General features: G+C 66.7%; 12 protein-coding genes and 1 pseudogene. 3 read left to right on the top strand and 10 right to left on the bottom strand.

The genetic code is table 11. The annotated features are described in order from the left end of the window. The first annotated feature begins 181 nt into the window (after positions 1 to 181). Positions 182 to 3979: a TIM-barrel domain-containing protein gene (locus tag BIU94_RS01560; protein WP_071253533.1), complete on the top strand. Its 3798-nt coding sequence runs from the start codon at positions 182 to 184 to the stop codon at positions 3977 to 3979. 214 nt (positions 3980 to 4193) lie between these two features. Here the strand turns inward: BIU94_RS01560 and BIU94_RS01555 are convergent, their stop codons facing one another. The 5 genes from BIU94_RS01555 to BIU94_RS01535 all read right to left on the bottom strand — a co-directional run bounded on the left by BIU94_RS01555 (position 4194) and on the right by BIU94_RS01535 (position 8317). Beyond that, entirely contained in the window at positions 4194 to 5633 is a 1440-nt protein-coding gene (locus tag BIU94_RS01555; RefSeq protein WP_139196233.1) for a LamG-like jellyroll fold domain-containing protein, read from the bottom strand. Between the two features lie 8 nt (positions 5634 to 5641). Further along, complete coding sequence (locus tag BIU94_RS01550; RefSeq protein WP_071253528.1) at positions 5642 to 6238, bottom strand: hypothetical protein; 597 nt, start codon at positions 6236 to 6238, stop codon at positions 5642 to 5644. 188 nt (positions 6239 to 6426) lie between these two features. Next, complete coding sequence (locus tag BIU94_RS01545; protein ID WP_071253526.1) at positions 6427 to 6633, bottom strand: tautomerase family protein; 207 nt, start codon at positions 6631 to 6633, stop codon at positions 6427 to 6429. 41 nt (positions 6634 to 6674) lie between these two features. Then, entirely contained in the window at positions 6675 to 7577 is a 903-nt protein-coding gene (locus BIU94_RS01540) for an SDR family oxidoreductase (RefSeq protein ID WP_071253522.1), read from the bottom strand. Continuing rightward, positions 7577 to 8317 (bottom strand): SDR family oxidoreductase, encoded by a 741-nt coding sequence (locus tag BIU94_RS01535; protein WP_071253520.1) that lies wholly within the window; start codon positions 8315 to 8317, stop codon positions 7577 to 7579. The genes BIU94_RS01540 and BIU94_RS01535 overlap by 1 nt, the downstream gene beginning before the upstream one ends. 97 nt (positions 8318 to 8414) lie before the next feature. Here BIU94_RS01535 and BIU94_RS01530 point away from each other — a divergent pair, with 97 nt between their 5' ends. Next, positions 8415 to 9116: a TetR/AcrR family transcriptional regulator gene (locus BIU94_RS01530; protein ID WP_071253518.1), complete on the top strand. Its 702-nt coding sequence runs from the start codon at positions 8415 to 8417 to the stop codon at positions 9114 to 9116. Continuing rightward, a complete protein-coding gene (locus BIU94_RS01525; RefSeq protein WP_071253516.1) occupies positions 9113 to 9613 on the top strand; it encodes a VanZ family protein in 501 nt (166 codons plus the stop codon). Before BIU94_RS01530 ends, BIU94_RS01525 begins: the two co-directional genes overlap by 4 nt. Before the next feature lie 437 nt (positions 9614 to 10050). Here the strand turns inward: BIU94_RS01525 and BIU94_RS01520 are convergent, their stop codons facing one another. From BIU94_RS01520 to BIU94_RS01510, 5 genes and pseudogenes are all read right to left on the bottom strand, one after another. Further along, entirely contained in the window at positions 10051 to 10554 is a 504-nt protein-coding gene (locus BIU94_RS01520) for a TIGR04141 family sporadically distributed protein (protein ID WP_175472237.1), read from the bottom strand. Between the two features lie 512 nt (positions 10555 to 11066). Continuing rightward, complete coding sequence (locus BIU94_RS16920; RefSeq protein WP_083404517.1) at positions 11067 to 12590, bottom strand: UvrD-helicase domain-containing protein; 1524 nt, start codon at positions 12588 to 12590, stop codon at positions 11067 to 11069. Next, positions 12590 to 13654 (bottom strand): ATP-dependent endonuclease, encoded by a 1065-nt coding sequence (locus BIU94_RS18035; RefSeq protein ID WP_254784697.1) that lies wholly within the window; start codon positions 13652 to 13654, stop codon positions 12590 to 12592. Before BIU94_RS18035 ends, BIU94_RS16920 begins: the two co-directional genes overlap by 1 nt. Before the next feature lie 777 nt (positions 13655 to 14431). After that, positions 14432 to 14545: pseudogene (locus BIU94_RS18240) on the bottom strand (hypothetical protein); the annotation flags it as partial. Between the two features lie 592 nt (positions 14546 to 15137). Next, entirely contained in the window at positions 15138 to 19613 is a 4476-nt protein-coding gene (locus BIU94_RS01510) for an ATP-binding protein (RefSeq protein WP_175472236.1), read from the bottom strand. Positions 19614 to 19677: the final 64 nt, after the last annotated feature.

Below are 19677 nucleotides of genomic sequence, written 5' to 3'. Positions count from 1 at the left end.
CGGTCGCCGGTGTCGGGCGGCGGCTCGGAGTCCGCAGAACGAGACGCCCCTCGTGCCCCTTCCTCGGGGGCCACCCGAGCCGTATGGTTTACAGCGTTGTAAACGGGTCGCCGTGGTGGCGGCCCGAGATCCCGGCCGTCGCACGGCCCGATGGACGACGTCGTCCACGAGGAGCACCCACTTGCGCCCCATCTCCTTCCGCTCCCGAGGGCCGCGCCGTGCGCTGTCCTCGGCGATCATCGCGGCGACCGCGCTCGGCCTGGTCGGCATCGCCGCGATCCCGGCCGCCGCGGACCCGGCAGCCGACCGCACCGTCGTCTCCGGGCAGGCCCGGTTCGAGGTGCTCTCCCCCACGCTCATCCGCACCGAGTACGCCGGCGACTCGACGTTCACCGACGGCAGCACCTTCAACGTCATCGGCCGCGACGACTTCGCGCCGACGCCGTTCACGAAGACCGAACGCGACGGCTGGCTGACGCTCGACACCGGCGCGATGACGGTCCGGTACAAGGAGGGCTCCGGCGCGTTCACGCAGGACACGCTGCAGACGACACTGACCCTGCCGTCCGGGCAGCGGGTCACCGGCACGCCGTGGGTGTCGACGCCGACCCCGTCGTGCGCGATCGGCACGCTGTGCGAGGCCGAGACGCTCGGCCTCACCGGCCTGTCCCTCGCCACCGACCACACCGGCTTCACCGGGGCCGGCTTCGCCGCGGGCTTCGAGTCGGTCGGCAACGCCATGACCTTCACGACGACGGCCCCGCGCGCCGGTTCGTACGATCTCGCCCTGCGGTACGCGAACTCGCAGGGCGGTGACGGTCAGGTCGCCACCCGCACCCTGAGCGTGACCGTCGACGGCGGCGACCCGAAGACCATCAGCCTGGCACCGGGGCAGAACTGGGACGACTGGAAGACCACCGCCGCCACGACGCTCGACCTGCCCGCGGGCGAGCACCGCGTCCGCATCGAACGAACCGCGAGCGACTCCGGCCGCGTGAACGTCGACAGCCTGGCCCTCGTGCCGGCCGGCGACGCCTACCCGGCACCGTCGACCACGGTCAGCGGCGAGGACTGCGCCTTCGGCACGGTCTGCCAGGCCGAGGACTCGGCACGCACCGCCCCGGCGACCACGGCGACGAACCACAACGGCGCCGCCGGGTCCGGCTTCGTCGCCGGGTTCGAACGCGCCGGCGCACAGCTGACGACGCACGTCACCGACGTGCCCGCCGCCGGCGACTACGCGCTGCAGGTCCGCTACGCGAACGGCTCCGCCGGCACCCCCACGCTCACCGCGGCACCGGCCGGCCAGCAGGCCACCACCGCCGAGCTCCCCCGCACCAGCGGCTGGGACTACTGGAACACCGTCACCGTGCCGGTGCACCTGGCCGCCGGGGCGAACGACGTCGTGATCGGCTGCCCGACCGTGGCGAAGAACTGCAACGTCAACTTCGACACGGTCGCCGTGGTCGACACCGGGTCGCCCGTGCTCGCCGCGCACGCCCCGCTCGGCGGCTACCGCCGCGACCTCGACACCGCGAACGGTGCAGTGAAGACGAACCCCGGCCTGCTCTACCAGGACGGCTGGTCGCTCCTCGACGACAGCGCCTCGGCCCTGTACGACCAGCGCACCGACACCGTCACGCCCGCCGGCGACCACGGCGGCGAGCCCTACCAGGACGGCTACGTGTTCGGGTACGGCACCGACCACCGCCACGCGCTGCGGGAGCTCGCCGTCCTGACCGGCCCGACCAAGCTGCTGCCCCGCTGGGCGTACGGCGTCTGGTACTCCGAGTACTACGACCGCTCGCAGGCCGACTACCTCGCGATCGCGAAGCGGTTCGCCGACGAGGACGTGCCCGTCGACGTCATGGCCATCGACACCGACTACAAGATCGGCAGCCCCACCAACGAGGGCGACAGCAAGTGGGACGGCTGGTCGGTCGACCCGGCCCGCATCCCGGACATGACGGGCCTGCTCGCCGACTGGCACGCCGAGGGCATCCACAACACCCTCAACATCCACCCGTCGATCTCGAGCAAGGACCCGAAGTTCGCCGAGGCGCAGGCCACCGCGAAGGGCAAGCTGACGAAGGGCGACGGCGACCGGTACCTGTTCGACTGGTCCGACCCCGACCAGCTCGAAGCGTACTTCGACCTGCACGGCTCGATGCAGCCGGAAGGCGTCGACATGTGGTGGCTCGACTGGTGCTGCAGCGAGAACTCGAAGTACTCGGCGAACGGCGTCACCCCCGACGCGTTCATCAACCAGCAGTACGCCAAGTACACCGACGAGCAACTCGGCGGCCGTGGTCTGGCGTTCTCGCGGGCGTACGGCTCGCTGACCGCGGGCGGCTACGGCAACCCGCAGGCGGTGCCGACCGGACCGTGGGCGGACAAGCGCACGACCGTGCACTTCACCGGCGACACCACGTCGTCGTGGGACATGCTGCTCGCCGAGGTCGGCTACACCCCCGGTGAGTCCGCGGCGACCGGTCTGGCATCGGTGAGCCACGACATCGGCGGCCACAACGGTGCGCAGTACGGCATCGAGGGCGCCGAGGAGGGCACAACCCAGCTGCCCGAGGACCTCTACGCCCGTTGGGTGCAGCTCGGTGCCTTCCAGCCGATCGACCGCCTGCACAGCAACCACAGCGACCGGCTGCCCTGGCAGTACCCGGCCGCGGCGGAGGCCTCGGCGAAGCAGTTCCTGAACCTGCGCGAGGCCCTGGTCCCGCTGACCTACACCCTCGCCGCCCAGGCGACCGAGACCGGCACCCCGATCCTGCAGCCGCTCTACCTGCAGTACCCGGACGCGCAGGAGTCCTACGCGCAGGCCGGCTCCGAGTACCTGTACGGCCCGGACGTGCTCGTCGCCCCGGTCACCACCCCGAACGACGACTCCGGCACGGCCACCCGCTCCGTGTGGTTCCCGGCCGGCAGCTCGTGGACCGACTGGTTCACCGGCACGACCTACGCAGGCGGCACCACCGCCGACGTGACGACCGGCCTCGACGCCATGCCCGTGTTCGTGAAGAGCGGCGGGATCGTCCCCACCCGCTCGGAGCAGGTGCGGAACGACGCCGCACCGCTCGACGCCGTCACGCTGACGGTGGCGACCGGCGCGGACGGCACCTTCGACCTGCACGAGGACGCGGGCGAGGACACGGCGGCTTCCGTCTCCACGAAGGCGGCCGCCACCGGCAGCGCCTCCACCGCCGTCCGCTACACGCAGCAGGCGACCGGCGGCGAGCTCGACATCGCGCCCGCCGACGGGACCTTCGCCGGCCAGGTGCAGGACCGCTCGTGGACGGCGACGTTCACGAACGCCGACCGACCCCGCACCGTCACCATCGACGGCCGCGTGGTCGCGGAGGATGCCTGGAGCTACGACGCCGACACGCGCACCATCAGCGTGCCGGTCGACGAGCGGTCCGTGACCGAGCGCACGGTCGTGCGCTTCAGCAGCGAGGCGGCGGCGACCCCGGTGCTCCGCGTCGAGTCCCCGTCGGTCCGCGCCGGGGCCACGCAGACCGTCACCGGCAGCGGCTTCCCGGCCGACGCCGACGTGGCCCTGGCCACCGCCCCGCGGATCGGGACGGCCACCGCCCACACCGACGCGGCCGGTGCGTTCTCGGCCGACCTGCGGGTCCCGACGACGGCCTCCGGTCGCGTCACCGTGACCGCCTCGGTCGGCGGGGACGCCCTCGCCAGGACGGCCTTCACCGTCACGGCCGCCACTGCCGCGCCTGCACCGACCGCGTCGCCGACGCCCGGCACACCGCCGGGCGGCACGCCGACCGATGGCACCGGCGCTGCGGCGCCGGGCACCGGCGGCACCGCGGCCGGCAGTGACCCGGGCGGCGCGCTCGCCTGGACGGGAGCGGACCTGCTCCCGATCGGGCTGCTCGCAGCCGCGCTGCTCGCCGCCGGCGGGGTGGTCCTGACGCTGCGGAACCGGCGACGCCGAGCGCGTGGCTGAGTCCGCCTGATCCCGCGCCCTGGCGCGACCGATGACGGACGGGAGGCCCGGCGCCAGCTGGCACCGGGCCTCCCGTCCGTCGGTCACGTGCGTCGGACGCACGCGCTGGGGTACTCCCAGGTCAGTACCGGTCTGGGGTTCCCATCGTGTGAGATCGATCTCACCGACGGTGCGAGTTCGAAGCGCTTTGTTGATGTCCCGGACGAACTACCGCTCATCGGCCGGCGGCGAAGTGCTCCTGGACGGCGGTCGCGGTCAAGGCGTCGTCGTAGACGGCCACGTTGTCGAGGTTGCCCCGGAAGTGGAACGTCGTGTGGTTGCCCGGCCACCCGTTGAGGTTGTCGAAGCCGATCCGCCACCACCCGGTGCTGACCTCGGCCCGGGCGTTGGTGTTCGTCGCGACCTGCCTGCCGTCGACGTAGAGCCGCATGCCCGAGGCGTCCATGGTCGCGGTGGCGAGGTGCCACGCGCCGTCGTTCAGGCCCGCTGCGGAGCTGATCGCGATGTTGGTACCGTTGTAGGCGCCGAAGTACACCGCGCCCTCGTCGGAGAGGTAGAGCTGGCGGTCGTACCTGGTGGACTGGTCCGTCTGCACGTTGCCGAAGCCGAGGAGCATCCCGCCCGTCGTGGTGGTGGTCCGGAACCACGTCTCGATTGCGAACACCTGCGGCGCATCGACCGCCACGTCCGTGACGACCTGCCCCCGGACACCGCCGGTCAGCAGGGACGGGCTGTCACCTGGTCGGCACGAGCCCGGGGCGAGCGAGACACCCGGGGTGAGGGTGCTGTGGTGTCCGTTCCCGGACCCGTCCGCCGCGATCGTCCCGGGTGCGTCATTGAACCGGTAGGTCAGGTACGTGTGTGCGAACGGGGCACGCTGGAGGCACGCGAAGGTGGCGGTGGCGAACCGGTCCCCCGTGTTCGCAGCGGTCGCCGAGAAGGCGGCATGTGCGGCACCGTTCGCGACGACGACGCCGGCGACGACCGCCAGCACGCCGATCAGGACCACGCTCCGGATCCGCTCCGCACGTGCGGACCGTCGCCGTCGCCGTCCGTGCCGGACCGCACGGATCACATCGGGGCCGGTGGGGCCGCTCAGCCGGGACGACAGCACGAGCGCGCCCACGAGTCCGAGCGCTGTCACGGCGAGCCTGCCGACGTCGTGCTCACGGACCCACAGTGCGGGGAGACCGACCAGCGGGACCCGGAGCACGCCGATACCGCGAACGGCCTCCGATTTGACCGTCCGGACGTCGGGCGTGGGGTTGGCGTCACCGCGGAGCTGCAGGGCACCCGACGGCGTCCGCGCGACGAGTCGGTGCAGCAGCAGCGTTCCCCGACGGTTGGGATCCTCGACCAGGAGCACCTGCCCGACCGCGAGGTCCCGATCGTGGACCGGCATCGCCATCACGACGTCACCGGGGCGGATCTGCGGCGCCATCGAACCGGAGACCACCGTCGTGGGGATCCACGCCCACGCCGCGGGCAACGCTGCCCACAGCAGGAGGCTCGCCGTGACCAGGAGGATCGTGCGGCTGAGCAGCGCCGCGACGAACACCGCCCAGGTTGCGGCAGAGGCGTCCTCGGGCGGCGACGCCACCGCAACCGGGCGCCGTTCGCGTCGTCCGTCCGGACGCAGGGCGACGTCGACCACGACCGGACTCAGGAACTCTGTGCTTCCCAGGTGAAACCGATGCGCGCGGTCCCGTTCTGGGCGGAGTTCGGGGTCGCCGCGTCGAGCGCGACCGTCACCTGGTAGGTGCGCGACTCGGAGGAGGCGCCGGTGGTGCGCCACGTGCCGACGCCGTTCGAGAACTTCGTGGCGGTCGTGCCGAAGTCGGCGAGGGTGCCGGACCAGACTGAGGCCCCGGACGACAGCGGGGTGAAGCCGCTGCAGTTGCCGAAGGTCCCGCCGGTGCCCTGCGTGACGGAGACGTTCAGTGAACTCGACAGCGCGTTGGTGGTCATGGGGCCCGTGCCGTACAGCCGAACCGTCGAGGGGAGGGACCCGGTCGACGTGACGACGATGCACGAGGTCTGGGTGTCGCCGGGCTTCAGCCCGGTGGCCGCGAAGAGCGCGGTGTCCGAGTCATCGTCGCTCAGTGCGACGGACCCGGCGGACCAGCTGTCCGGACCGTTGCTCGTGGTGGCGGAGAAGGCGGCGTAGGACGCCTGGGCGATGATGAGGCCGGACGCGAGGACCGCCGTTGGGACGACGGCGAGGGCGACGGCGCGGCGTGCTCGCTGGGTGAGCTGCATGGTCTTCCTTTGAGAGTGTCGACACACGGAGATCGCGGAAGCGATAATGTGTCATGTTTTGAGGAACAGTACCTGCGAGTGATCGCAGGCGAAGCCCCCAGTGCGGGGCGCACGTTGACGGCACGCAGCAGCAACGACGCACGGTGTGCGGTGGGGCCGGTGCTGCCGGCCCCACCGCACGCGCGCACTCAGACGCGGCCGAGCAGCGCCTCGTTGAGGACGGTGCCGCCGAGCATCCAGCCGCCGTCGGCGACCTCGTCGAGGATGACGAGCGTCGTCGGGCGGGCTCGCTCGCCGTAGACGTCGACGATGGCGTCGGTGACGGCGTCCTGCAGCTTCTTCTTCGACTCGGCGGTCAGGGTGTCAGCGGGGACCTTGATGTTGGCGAAGGGCATGGTGTTCCTCTCGGTGGGGTGTCCCGGACGTTCCGGGGGGGTCAGAGTGCGGCGTTCGAGGACAGAAGGTCCTCGATGCCGACGCGGTGGTAGAACTCGGTCCGGATGCGGTCCGCGACCGCCGAGACGACCTCGCTGCCGTCGCGCGAGGGGTCGACGTGGGTGCGGTACGGGCGGCCGCCGTCCGGCAGGCCGACCACGCGCACGATCTCGTCGGCGACGTCCTGCACGTCGGCATCGGCAGGCACGATCGCGGCGAGGCGGTCGGTCAGCTCGCGCCGGAGCGCCCCGTACTCCGTGTCGTGTTCGTCGATGCGGGCGGTGTCCGTCGGGACGGCGGCGTTCGTGAAGTGGTTCGTGCCCGAGGTGAAGGCGCCGGGGACCACGATCGTGGTGTCGATGCCGAAGCGGATCAGTTCCGCCGCGTAGCTCTCGGCCAGGGCGTCCATGCCGGCCTTCGCCGCGAAGTACGGGGCGAGGAACGGCGGGTGGCCGCCGCGGGTGGACGAACTGCCGACCCAGACGACGAGGCCGGACCGGCGCGCACGCAGGTGTGGCAGGACGGCACGTGCGACGCGCTGGGCGCCGACGACGTTGACGTCGTACAGGGCGGCGAACTGTTCCGGCGTGAACGCCTCGGCCGGGCCGTAGGCCATGTGGCCGGCGTTCTGCACCAGCACGTCGATGCGCCCGTGCGCGCGGATCACGGCGCTGACCGCTTCGTCGACGGACTGCTCCGACTGCACGTCGAGCTCGACCGCGCCGAGCTGCAGGCCCTCGCGCACGGCGAGGTCGTCGAGCGCGGCGCGGGCGGGCGCGTTCCGGCCGTCGACCGCTCGCATCCCGGCGACGACTATGTGCCCCGCCCGCGCGAGCGACTCCGCCGTCAGCCGGCCGAAGCCGCTCGACGCGCCCGTGACGAGGACGACCCGCGGCGTCGGCATCAGACCATCCCGCCGTTGGCGCGGATGGTCTGGCCGTTGACCCAGTGCCCGTCGGGCCCGGCGAGGAACGCGACGACACCGGCGATGTCCTCCGGCGTGCCGAGCCGTTCGAGGGGCGGGACCTTCGCCAGGGTGTCGATCTGCTCCTGCGTCTTGCCGTCCAGGAACAGCTCGGTCGCCGTCGGCCCCGGGGCCACCACGTTCGCGGTGACGTCCCGGCCGCGGAGTTCCTTCGCGAGGATCAGCGTCATGCCCTCGACCGCGCTCTTGCTCGCGACGTAGGCACCGTAGGTCGGGAACTGCGTCCCGACGACCGACGTCGACATGCCGACGAACGCCCCGCCGGCCCGGAGACGACGGGCCGCCTGCTGCGCGACGACGAAGGTGCCGCGGATGTTCGTCCGGTGCAGTGCGTCGAGGACCTCGAGGTCCTGGTCGGCGATCGTCGACAGCGCCAGGCGGCCGGCGGAGTGCACGACGACGTCGACGCCGCCGTGTTCGGCCTCGACCCGGTCGAACATCGCGGCGACAGCGTGCTCGTCGGCGACGTCGGCCTGCACTGCGACGGCACGGCCGCCCGTCCGCTCGATCTCCGCGACGGTGTCGTCGGCGGCGGCCGTCCCGCTGGCGTGGTTGACGACGACCGTGAAGCCGTCCGCGGCGAGCCGGGTCGAGACGGCGCGGCCGATGCCGCGAGAGCCGCCGGTGACCAGGGCGACGCGGCGAGGAGTGGTGCTCATCGGGTTTCCTTTCAGTGATACGCGTCGACCATTTCGGCGCTACGGCAGAACGTAGCACAGTTACGAGCAGCGGTACGAACTGCGCTACGATCGGTGCATGGCCCGATCTGACGAAGCGCTCCGCAGCGCCCTGCTCCGCGCAGCGGAGGACCAGCTGGTCACGGCCCCCGACGGGGACGTCGCCACCCGAGCGGTCTGCGAAGCGGCCGGCGTGACCCAACCCGTGCTCTACCGGATCTTCGGCGACAAGCGCGGGCTCCTCGACGCCCTCGCCGAGACGGGCCTGCAGCGGTACACCGCTCGGAAGGCCGAGCTCGAGGTGTCCGAGGACCCGGCGGCGGACCTGCGCCGTGGGTGGGACGACCACCTCGCGTTCGCTCGGGAGCACGCCGCCCTCTACCGGCTGATGTTCGCTCCGCGGCCGTGGGCGAGCAGTTCCGCGCGGGACGGCCTGACCGCTCTGCTCGAACGGACGCTGACCCGGTGCGCGGCCGCGGGCCTGCTCCGCGTCGACGTCCCCGTCGCAGCGACCATGCTGCTCGCCGCCAACGTCGGACTCGCGCTCCACCAGATGACCACGACGGGTCCGGACGGTGCCGACGACGACGCGCTCCGGGACGCGGTCCTCGACGCCGTCCTCGTCGAGGCGTCCGCCGTCGACCAGGACGACGTCGACGCGGCTGCTCGTCGCCAGCTCCGCGCCCGGCTCGACGACGACGGATCAAGCGCATTGCTCCCCGAGGAGACCGCACTCATGCGGATCTGGCTCGACCGACTCGACCACGAAGGCACCCTGTGATCTCCACGTTCCTCGTCGAACACGCACCCCTGGTCCGTCCTGCCTTCTGGGTGGCGGTCGTCATCGCGGCCGTGCTGGCCTGGGCACTCCACCGGCTGCGGCTCCGCGGCGTGCTGCTGGGCCTGTCGGGGCTGTCGCTCGTCGCGGTGCTCGCACTCACCCTGCTGCCCGACGGGGTCCGGACGGGTGGCGTCACGTGCACCGTGCAGTTCTCCGTGCCGTTCCAGGGCCTCGACACCCTCGCGAACGTCGCGCTGCTGCTGCCGCTCGCGCTCTTCCTCGGGGCGGCGACGGACCGACCGCTCACCGTCCTCGCCGGCACGGTCGCGCTCTCCGCCGTCATCGAGGTCGTGCAGGCCCTCGCGCCAGCACTCGGTCGACGCTGCGACACGAACGACTGGTTCATGAACACGATCGGCGCGCTCCTGGGTGCCGTCGTCGCCCTCGTCGTCTGCCGGATCGACCGACGCCGGAGGGCCGCCGCCGTCTCCGGATGAGCGACGGGCGCGGCGCTCGACACGTCGCTGCCACCACGCAACGCAGAAGCCCACCGAGGTCGGTGGGCTTCTGCGTTGCGACCGGTGTCGGACGATGTCCGAGCCAGCGTCCCGGTGGGCTGTCTTAAGAACGCATCGGTGCCGAGATGAGCGCGGTCTCGACGTGCCCAGTGCTGGCTTGACGCCGGCTCGAGCGCTTCGCTGCGGCCTGGACGTAGACCCGGCCGGGCTAGGCCGGGCGGCTATCCTCTCCCGATTCGCTAGTATCCTTTGGACCGCGTCGACCTCAGCACTAAACCGGGAAACGACTACGCTCTTGGCCCCGTTCAGCTTCATCGGTTTGCGAACGGTCTCCGCCCCGCCTCTGCGGCCAACACGAAGTTAGCGATGAGAGCGCGCTCCTCGGCAACGACGGTTCACTGCCAGAGTCTCGTCGCTCATTCCTGGCCTACCGCCACAACGCTGACGTCCACTTTGAGGGCGCGGAGCGCGTCGTACTGCTTCACGAGGTTTACCTTGAAGAGGCTGTCGACGGTCACCCGCTTTGAAGCGCCGATCTCGAAGACAGCCTCTGTCACCGACGCGTCGGTGATAGCTCCTGCGGATTCTTCGACGATGCGCTCCGCCCATGCCAGGCGGGCTGACGCGTCGCCGGCGAGCGCATCGGTCGAGACGAGGCCTTGCGCGAGCAAGTGGCTGAGGCCGGCGGAACTCCTTCGCCGCTTCACATGGATGAGTGTGCCCGTTCGGACGATAATGTCGAAGGGCGCAATCCCACCTCGGTGCAGCGGTGTCGTGATGAGCCTGCGGTCGAGACTGACGCCACCGATCACTGCTGCCGCACGGACGTTGTAGTCGCGCTCGTCTTCGCTCGCGGGCCACGCCGGGAGGCTGACTGGCGCTTTGCGGGTAAGAATCTCCTCGAACGGTCGTCGATCCAATCGAGGTAACGGTTGTCCATCCGGTACCACTTGCCGTCATGGAGGCAGTATCGCTGTTCAGCTTTGTGGATCTCGAACGCGGGCCACTAGAGCTCGATATCTGCCACGCTGAATGAACATTCCATCCTCAATTCGAGGGACTCCTCAATCCGTATACAGCATCATAGGCCTTGAAGGAAGACCCAAATGACACTACTGTGGTTTCCAGTTGAGACCTAGCGCCACGCGCTGGAATTGACGCCGACTCAACCAGCGAGCCCAAAAAGGATCCCGACACGACGTGTCTTTCGCGACCTACCGTGCCGCTGTGTCTCCTTTCCACGCGACCACGACCACATCGCGACGGACTCCTTCGGGGTAAGCCTTCACAATGGCGCAGATCCTTCCGAGAGGTGCCGGAGCCCCTACACCTTCAGGACGTCAGCGAATTTGCAGCAGCCCCAGCGGAGACATCGACGCCGTCATGAGGGTTTGACGGCCAACTCGAACAACCGGCGATCGCTGCCACCCGATCAGGACGCATCGGAGACGGCAGCCAGACCAGGAGTCAGTGCCAACTCGACGCACTTCTCTTGTGCACGAGTAACGGCCACATAAAGGATGCAGTGCGCGTCGACTAGAGGCCGGAGACCCTCAGCCAGCATGGCACGCTCGCTGGCGGACAGTCCCACACCCACCCGACGCCACTGCCGGCCTTTCGCTTGATGCACTGTAAGTCCTTGGATCAATGTGTCCGTTTGCTGCAGGCGCCGTCGAAGCGCCTCGAGGGCCGCCATTCGAATCCCGTCGCTTTTCCCGCGACGGATTTGGACCGTTGACCCGAGTTCGATCATGGCGTCTTTGAGCCCTTGCACAATCTCTTGCACGCTTCCACCGTTCCCAAGCGCGTCAGCTATCGGCGTAAGTGCAGCGAGTCGGTCGGCATCCGAGCTGTCCGTGAGTCGAAGCCGACTGATAGCTTGCTCGTAACCGAAGGCGTGAATTGTGAATGTTTGGCGCGCAATGACGTCAAGCAGTAGCAACATGGCTGCGTCAAGATTGCTGCCAATCGTCCGGAAAGCAATCGGGAGCACGTTATCTCCACAGTTCCAGAGCTGTGCCCAAGTATGCGCCAGCGCTACGTCGACTTCAGTACTGGTGCCAACTGGAAGTTCAACGCCGCGACCGAGGCGTAGACGCGCGGCCAATGCTGGCATTTGTCCACCGCTGAAGCGGAAGGAAGCGCTGAGTGGGTAGGTGCCGAATGATCGATGCCCTTCGACCAGACCCGGGACCATGTCGGGAGTAGCCCCACGCCAGCCGTAGAGCGCCTGCCAAGGGTCGCCAATGACTGTTATTCGAAGGTCACGGTCTCGAGCGACCTCGATGAAGGCAATGTCGAGCGCGGCGGCGTCGTATATTTCGTCGACGATGACGCTATAGAAGTTGTCAGCAATGAACTCTCCGATCATGTCACGAAGGTCCGACTGTGTGTAGGCGAAAGTCAAGACGCGTCGCACGTCCTCGTGACTGATTACCCCTCGGTCGAGTATTGATTGATGATCAATGACTTTACCGAGGCATTGCGTCGGCGTGCCGACAACTTTCCATATGGACGAGATCTTTCGTTTCTTTGTAACATAGGCGATCGGCGCGTATCCCCCAGGGTTTACGAATCGAAGCGCCGCCTCGCCCGCGTAATTGTCAACCACGTCGAACCTGTCGTGGCTTCGGTCCCACGTAATTGCCCCCTTGTCGATGAGCATGTGAAGCGTGCGAACATGCATCTCGTCGAGAGTGGAGATGTGGTGCGGGAAATCGACTGCGGCTCCACCCCAGCGGGCCATGACTCGGGCGCTGAGCTCGGCCGCGGCGGAGCGAGTAAAGCTCAGTCCGAGGACGCCTCGCAAGGGAACTGCTGAGGCGAAGCGTTCTACGCCGAAGCGCTCCGCAGCGACGGTCGTTTTCCCACTGCCAGGGGCAGACTCGATGTAGACAAATTGCGCCGGAGTTCCCGCGGCGAGGCGCTGCTCAGCCGTAAGTTTTGGATGAGGCATCAGAGGACTGGAGCAGTTGTGGTCGCGCCAGGGGTTGCTGGGTCCGGACCGATCGGATCCGCGTGCAACCAATCGAATAGCTCAGCCATGTGAGTTGGAACCGTGAACGCCGTGCTTTCGTCCGCGATCAACTCCGCAAGACCCCAGGCAAACTCGCCCTTTTTCGATTTGGCAGTCGTAAGAAAAATAGCGTCGACGTCTTGCCAGGTGATGGTTGGCGCATGTGCCACACCGATGGAATCCAACACAGTAATGATCGTCTGCTCATTCCCGTCAACGAGCGATGGTTCGAGTGTCGGCGCGGACCAGAAGAACTTCGCGGTGTCCGGGTCGAGGTTGGCATGCCAGCTTGGTACCGCAGGAGAGGCGGGCGTTGCCGACCCGGACGTTGTCCGTACGTCTGTGTCGGTGAGTGCGGCGACGCGATTCGTGACCTCGAACCCCGGCGTACCGAGCATGCGTATTGGCCACTCGCCGATCTTCCGGCCGATCGCAGTGATCGAAAGTGCGTTGATGAAGGCAGTTTTCGTTCGATCGCCGCCCGCCCACCGGCGTCCGATTGCACGGAGCAAGACGACTTCGCTTACACCTTCGACGATGAGGAGCTTATTCGCGAACAACGCTCCCGAACGATCCGCGTCCAAGTGAAGCCGAGTCTGCTGGAAGAGGCGCTCGCGCTTCGACTCGGGAAGCGGCAGCATCGCGAGAGTGCGCGGCGCTGCCGCACCGCGCGCATCTCGACTCATGACGACAATTTCGGTTGGGTCAGCAGCAGCGGCGAGATCGGCCGAGTGCGTCGTGACAATTACTTGCAGTTCCGGGCGTCGGCGAACTTCCTCGCGTAGATACCGAATGAGTCCGTACTGAAGTTGAGGATGCAAATGCGCTTCTGGCTCCTCGATCAACACGGTCGCGTGGAACGAATCCGGATAGAAGGAGTCTTCTTCGTCTTCTGAGGCGGTGGATGCGCTTTCCAGCCTATCGTCAGCGATCGCTCGCTCGGCATAGTCCCGCTCACCCAGTGACGAGGAAGTGGGCGGCCAGGGAGGTAGATCAGCTCTCATGAGCCCCGCTCTCGTCTCGTCAGGACTTGTCGGCGTCGTCGTCCATGTGGGCGGCGGGGTAGGCAAGGAGGACGAGGTAGCAAGAGAGGAAGGACGGCCGTCGGGAATGCCCGCGAGCGTAACTGCAATGTGGAGAAGGTTGACGTACCCGAGACTTGCCACTTCCAACCGGGTGGCATCGAGCCTGTCAGGAGTTATCGCGAGGAGGAGTTCAAGAACGCGCGCAAGGTAGCTGTTATCGACCCGGAGAGTGCCGACGAACGCATGATGTTCGCGGACCCCGAGCGACAGCGTCGTGATGAGATCTTCTACTCGCTGCTCGACTTTCGAGACGAGCGGGTCATTAACCAACGTCTTGAGTACGTTCTCGGCCTTCACGCGGAGTTCCGCGAGGCTTGCTTCGCTTGTCGAGCGGCGTTCAGCAGCGCGCAGAAGCTCAACGAGTATCCGAGCGTCTTTGCGGGACAACTCGTCCACGGGATTCCGCAGAGCGGGGAGATGAATGAGCCGCAGGCCGTCGTGCCCTTCACCGAAGACATTAGTGTGGCGGCCGGGTCGCACCTTTCCAAGAGAACGTTCCAGCGGGACGGTCCACTGTGGCGCACTGGCGTGGCGCAGTTGGATACTTCGGCCGAGTCCGCCTTCGTCAGGACCGTCCGGGAGAGCGTACTCAATCTTGACCATGCGGGGGCTACCTGCGAGCGCTGCCGCGTCGATCGGAGCGAGCCGTGGAAACCGTTCGCGGTGGGCCAGAGCGATCGCTTCATTCACGGTGGTCTTGCCGACTCCGTTGGCGCCGAGCAACACAGTGAATCGGCCTGGAAACTCAACTTCGAGAGACTCAGAGGCGGTGGATCGGAATCCTTCGACGCGAAGTCGATGCAGGAACATTGGCAGGCGGTCGCTTTCGGGATGCGCTGGGGTGCGGCCTCCCCGGTGGTTGCCCGTCGATCCAGCGCTTCATCCTACGAATAAGAGCGCTCATCAACTCCATGACCTGCCGATGTCGGTGACAGCGTGTCTCAACTGTGAAGAACGACGACCAGGTCAAGGCAGCCCGGCCTGCCCTTGTGAGTGCCTGCGGTGCAGACACCTCAAGTGGTAGTGAGCGGCGAGGCGCATCTCCGGATCATCTGACCGGCGTCGTCCGTATCAGCGAAGCAAGGCAGGCCTGCCCCAGCTATCTTTTGGAGGATGACGGCGCAGGTTTTGGGAAAACTCGGCAGCCGGCCACATGGAGTCGTAGTCAGGTCCGGGCATCGGAGCTGGTTTAGCCATAGTTCCAGCACCCGCGAGCACACGTTCGCGACGACATCTGGTGCTACGGGAGCCTTGAAAGCGGTGTTGGAGGTGCTTCACAACTCACAGAAGGCCACGACACCCTCGCGCAGATCCGCATCCGACAGCAGTCCCATGGTCATGCGTGTCGCCGCCAAGTCGCGGCAATCTGCAGGAGAGCACTCATCCCTCAATCGCTCAGCCGTCATGCTCGGTCTGCGCTCTCGATCGCGCGGTCGACTCCGTACCCTCCGAGCTCCACGAGCCTGTCCAGGATGTCGAGCAAGCTCGATACGCGCTTCGCGTCGCTAGCCTGCGCCAACCCCCGTACGACGAGGTCCGCGATGTAGTGCGCATCGGCAGCCGCTCCAGTACGGATGTCCGAGACTTCCTCCCGATGCACGTCGAGGAAGGCGTGCGCGGCTTTGTCGACCAAGTCATCCACCTTGTCCTTCGCGTTCTGCAGAACGATCAGCAACTGAGGTGTGGCGTGGGTATAGCTCGGCGAATCGATGAGCGCCCCGAGCAGTTGGCGCAGCGGTTGCAGGGGTTGGTCGCGAAGCTCGCGGGCGACCTCGCTGACGGCCTTCCTGACCTGCTCATCCGGGTCGTGACTGAGTCTTGTCAACGTGGAAGTCAAACGCCCTGAGTCGGCGGAGCGGGATACGCGGGCTGCGCACAGCGATGCGGCTCCAGCGCGGACTTCTGGTTCGGAGTCGAAGATGCGCTCCATCAGTTCAGGACGTTGCCACTCTGTTGCCGCGAACGCTCCGAGCTCGCCTCCCGACCGCCGAGCGTCAGGATCCGTCGAGCTGATCATTCGATCAATGACCGGGTCGATGAGTTCAGGGTCAACGTTGCCGATGTAGTTCATGAGTCGTTGAACGGGGGCCGTCGCCAGAAGGAGGTCGTCCGTCTCGATGAGAGCGTCGAACGCTGCGTACGCGGCGGGGCGGTTGTGGCGCAGACACGCCGCGATGGTGTGGGCGACGCAGGTACGAACTCCGAGATCAGGGTCGTGGGCGAGCGTCTTCAGATGCGGAGTGACGACTGCGGTGCGGGAACCGTCGCGATCGTGAACGAGGAGGTCGCCGAGGGTCTCTGCAAGGCTTCCCCGTGCGGTGTTGATGCCGTGATGTTGGAGCCCGCGGAGCGACCGTTCGTCACTGGACACCTGGCTAGGCTGCTCTGTTTCGACCGCGCGCCGACAGAGGATCTCGACGATGTCCGGCGGGGTGCTGTCGAGCAGGTTTCGGACTGACCATCCGAGCCAACGATCGGTGTCGGGAAAGTGCAGTTGCGCGATGTGCCGGATGGTCTCGAATACAGCACTGTGGGTGTTGGACGCGACGGCGGCATCCCCCAGCCCGAGCAGGACCGCGCTCGGGTACGCGGCGTTCGTCGTCGGCCCAAAGGAGATCGCGAGGTGGCAGAAGCGGGTGGGGTCCGCTGCGGTTCGCCGTCTGAGCACCTGGGCAAGTTCTGACGCGCCTCCAACGGATGGTTCGGGCCCGTCTCGTTCATCGTTGTCGTACTTCGCGATGGCTCGGAGCCACTGCTGATCGGACATGTGCTCGGCCGCGGCGTCGTCGATAGGTGACCCGACCGAGTAGCTGGTGATCCCAGTCGCCGGCTCGGGCTCGATTCTCTCGAACTTGCGCTGGTACTCGGCGAGTCTGCGTTTCCCGGTCGACGAGAGCCGCTCGGTATCGAGTGCCGTCAGGAATTTGAAGGCCGTGTAGCCGAAGGATCGGCGCTGTTCGTGTGGGTTTCGGAGATCCCGGAGTAGGCCTTCGAGCGCCGTGTGTGTGCTGTCTGGTACGAGTGGCGCGATCGCGCGGACGAGTTCTCGCGAGAGCCAGTGGCTGTCCGAGGCGTAGCCAACATTCAGTCGGTTTCCCCCTTCGAGGATCAGCTGAGCCGCCCAGTCCACGAACGGATCGGGCGCTGACGTGATCGTCCGGAAGAGCAGCGCCTGTGCCGCGTGGTGGTCGTCGTCCGCAAGCGCTTGCAAGACAGGCTGCAGCATGCCTGACTGGCTCCGAGCCAGGGTCGCGAGCGCCCTAGCGGCGGACTCGTAGAGCACGTCGTCGACATCATCTTCGTGCGTTCCCGGCCAGCGGAGTCCGTAGTGGCGATCATATCGAAGGTGATCTGGCGGGCCGTCCATCTCGGTTGTGCGCATGACGAGCAGGAGGATCGGAACAATCGCGACGACGAACGCGTCCGGTTTGGCTTCGCTCGATGTTTTGATGAGCTGCGTGAGGCTGTAGTCGTGAGTTTTGAGGAAACGGATATGGCCGTCCTTGCTGAGGTCCAGTGCCCGGGGATGTTCTTCGAGAACGGTGCGCACGATTTCAATGGCCCAAAGCGGCTCGTGGGATGCGAGGTCGTGCATTGACAGCCAGAGGTCGGCGGAGTCCGGGCGCATTGTCCCGCTTCGGACAGCGTCGAGGATGAGTTCGAAGATGGGCCTGTTCCGGTGGAGTTCAGTGCGCCGCGCGACCCCGGACAGCCACAGAGCGAACTCGGCATGCCAGCGACGGTCCGCGAGTGTCTTCGCCACCACTGCGTAGTGTTCGGGCCCAGCGGCGGCGAGCCAACTTGCACCTCGATCCCGATCCGCTCGGACGTCGCTGTCGATCCACTCATTGATGAGACCACGCTCGAGGAACACGCCGAACCAACGGGACCGAGTGGTTTGCCGCCAGAGGTGTGCAGCGAGGTGAGGCTGGTCGGCGACCAACTCCAGGAAGAGGTCGAGGTCTGATGAGGTCGGCGTTTGGACGTTCGCGAACACCGACACGACGGCTTCCTTGATGTGGAACCGAACATCCGGCGAAGTCGCAGCACCTCGGATCTCCGTACGGAACCGTTCAGCGTCGAAGTCGCGCAGGAGCTCGAGAATCTGGCGGACCTGCGCCCGTCGAAAGAGTTCTTGTTCCTGCTCAGTCAAGAAGTCGACGAGCTTCTGCCCGCGGTCGAGCCATTGCCTCGCGAAGGTGTAGTCGAAGAATGCCTCATGGAAGAACGAAACATGGCCGTCGTCGATGGTAATTAGCTGCTCGGACGCGAGCACTTCCGCATCGTGTCGGTAGCCCCGATACTCAACTGTTGCAATCGGGATTGACAGCGTTTGTCGGTTGCTAGCCGTTGTCGCGATGACGCTGAGCGTCTCCTCGAATCGAACTTCCGGATGGTGTCTGCGGAGGGCGCCCTGCTTTCGGTTCCAGAACGCGTCAAATAGCGAGCGTCGGGACGTAAATTCAACAGCCGAGGACTGCGCCGCCACGGCTTGAAACAGGACGAGATTCAGGGGTGACCTCAGAAGGGCAATTTGGGTGGGCGACAGGGAAGCGCTGTCGAGCCCCAGCGCGTCGACGGCTTGGAGTACGACTTCGTCGGTCAGGGAGCCGATCGCGATCCGGTGAGCATCGTTGTCCGCTACGAGCTGGCGTATGCGGTGGTCGTTTTCCACATCGAAGAGGCGGCAGACGAGGACTACGCGCATACTCGAAGACGACGTGGCTTCCTCGACCAATTCGGCGACTACGTCGAAACTGTCCGAGAGTCGGCCTGATGCGAGTGACACGGCATCGACCTGGTCGATGATCAATACTGACGGCCGGTCGTTTGCAGCCATCCGGAGGGCTACTACGGGTGAAGTCGATAAGCCCAAGTCTCGGCCGAGGCCAACGGTCGATGTGAGCTTGTCGATTCGATCGAGTCGAAAGGCGAGGACCTCGGATCCCTCGGCGTCGCATTGTCGCGCAACGGCTTCTACGGCGGCTGACTTGCCGCTACCCGCACTCCCCACGACGAGCGTCAACGGGGACGATTTGAGCGAATCGCGGAGCTGCGTCTCCTCCTCGCGTATGATCCGCGGCGTCAGCAGTTCGCGCTCGACACCCTTCTGCCAACGCGACGTTGCAGATTTGATTCCGTCGCGAGCGGTGCGCGACGCGACAGCGTTCAGTGGCTCGATGCCATGCCGGGCAAGGGCAACGAGGAGTTCGTGCCGCCCAAGTCGCACGTGAAGATTGTCGAGCAGCACCGATCCGATGACAATTGGAATGACCGACTGCTCCGCACCTTCGAGCATCGTGGCCGCGATGACTGCGTTCGTTGCCGATAGGCGGTCCTCATCCTGAACTTCGAAACGCATGCCGCGGAGCATCTGCCATGCGCGAACCGCCGTCCCAAAGACCTTCGGTGCAGCGAGCTGATCGAACGTCGGAGTAAGGCCCTTCGTGAGCTGCCGCGTGAGGAAATCGCCGGCGCTCGCAGACTGCCGGGCCCATTCACCAAGCACACGGAGCTGACTGGTCGGCGTCATCGAACTGAACAGGTATCGACGGCCCGCTTCGATATGCCGGCTAGCTGAGTCGAAGATGCCCAGGCGTTGCAGCGAAGAGACCGTCCACTTGTCACTAGCGCTCTTCTGCCGCTTCACCTGCGTAACGGTTGTGACCCCATGCTCATCCTCAAGCGTGAACTCGGAGCCATCGGCAAGGTCAGGATCAAGGTCCTCGAGGGTGATGTGTCGGCGTTCGTCCTGAAGGCACCACAGCGCCTCGTGGACCGCGAGAGCAAGTTCGTACCGGTTTCCTAACTTGTCCGCTGTTCCACCACTAGCACCGACCTTGCGGCTGGCCGATGCCCCATCCACCCTGTGCGTCACAGCGTCCATTCTCTCCTCCTCCGGGCCGCGCGGAGCTCTCACCTCCCGTCGTAGCTGAGCGCGA

It is taken from the genome of Curtobacterium sp. MMLR14_006, assembly GCF_001864985.1.
GTDB lineage: Bacteria > Actinomycetota > Actinomycetes > Actinomycetales > Microbacteriaceae > Curtobacterium.
The sequence above is the reverse complement of the archived record's forward strand: the minus strand, read 5'-3'. Positions and strand labels throughout refer to the sequence as shown.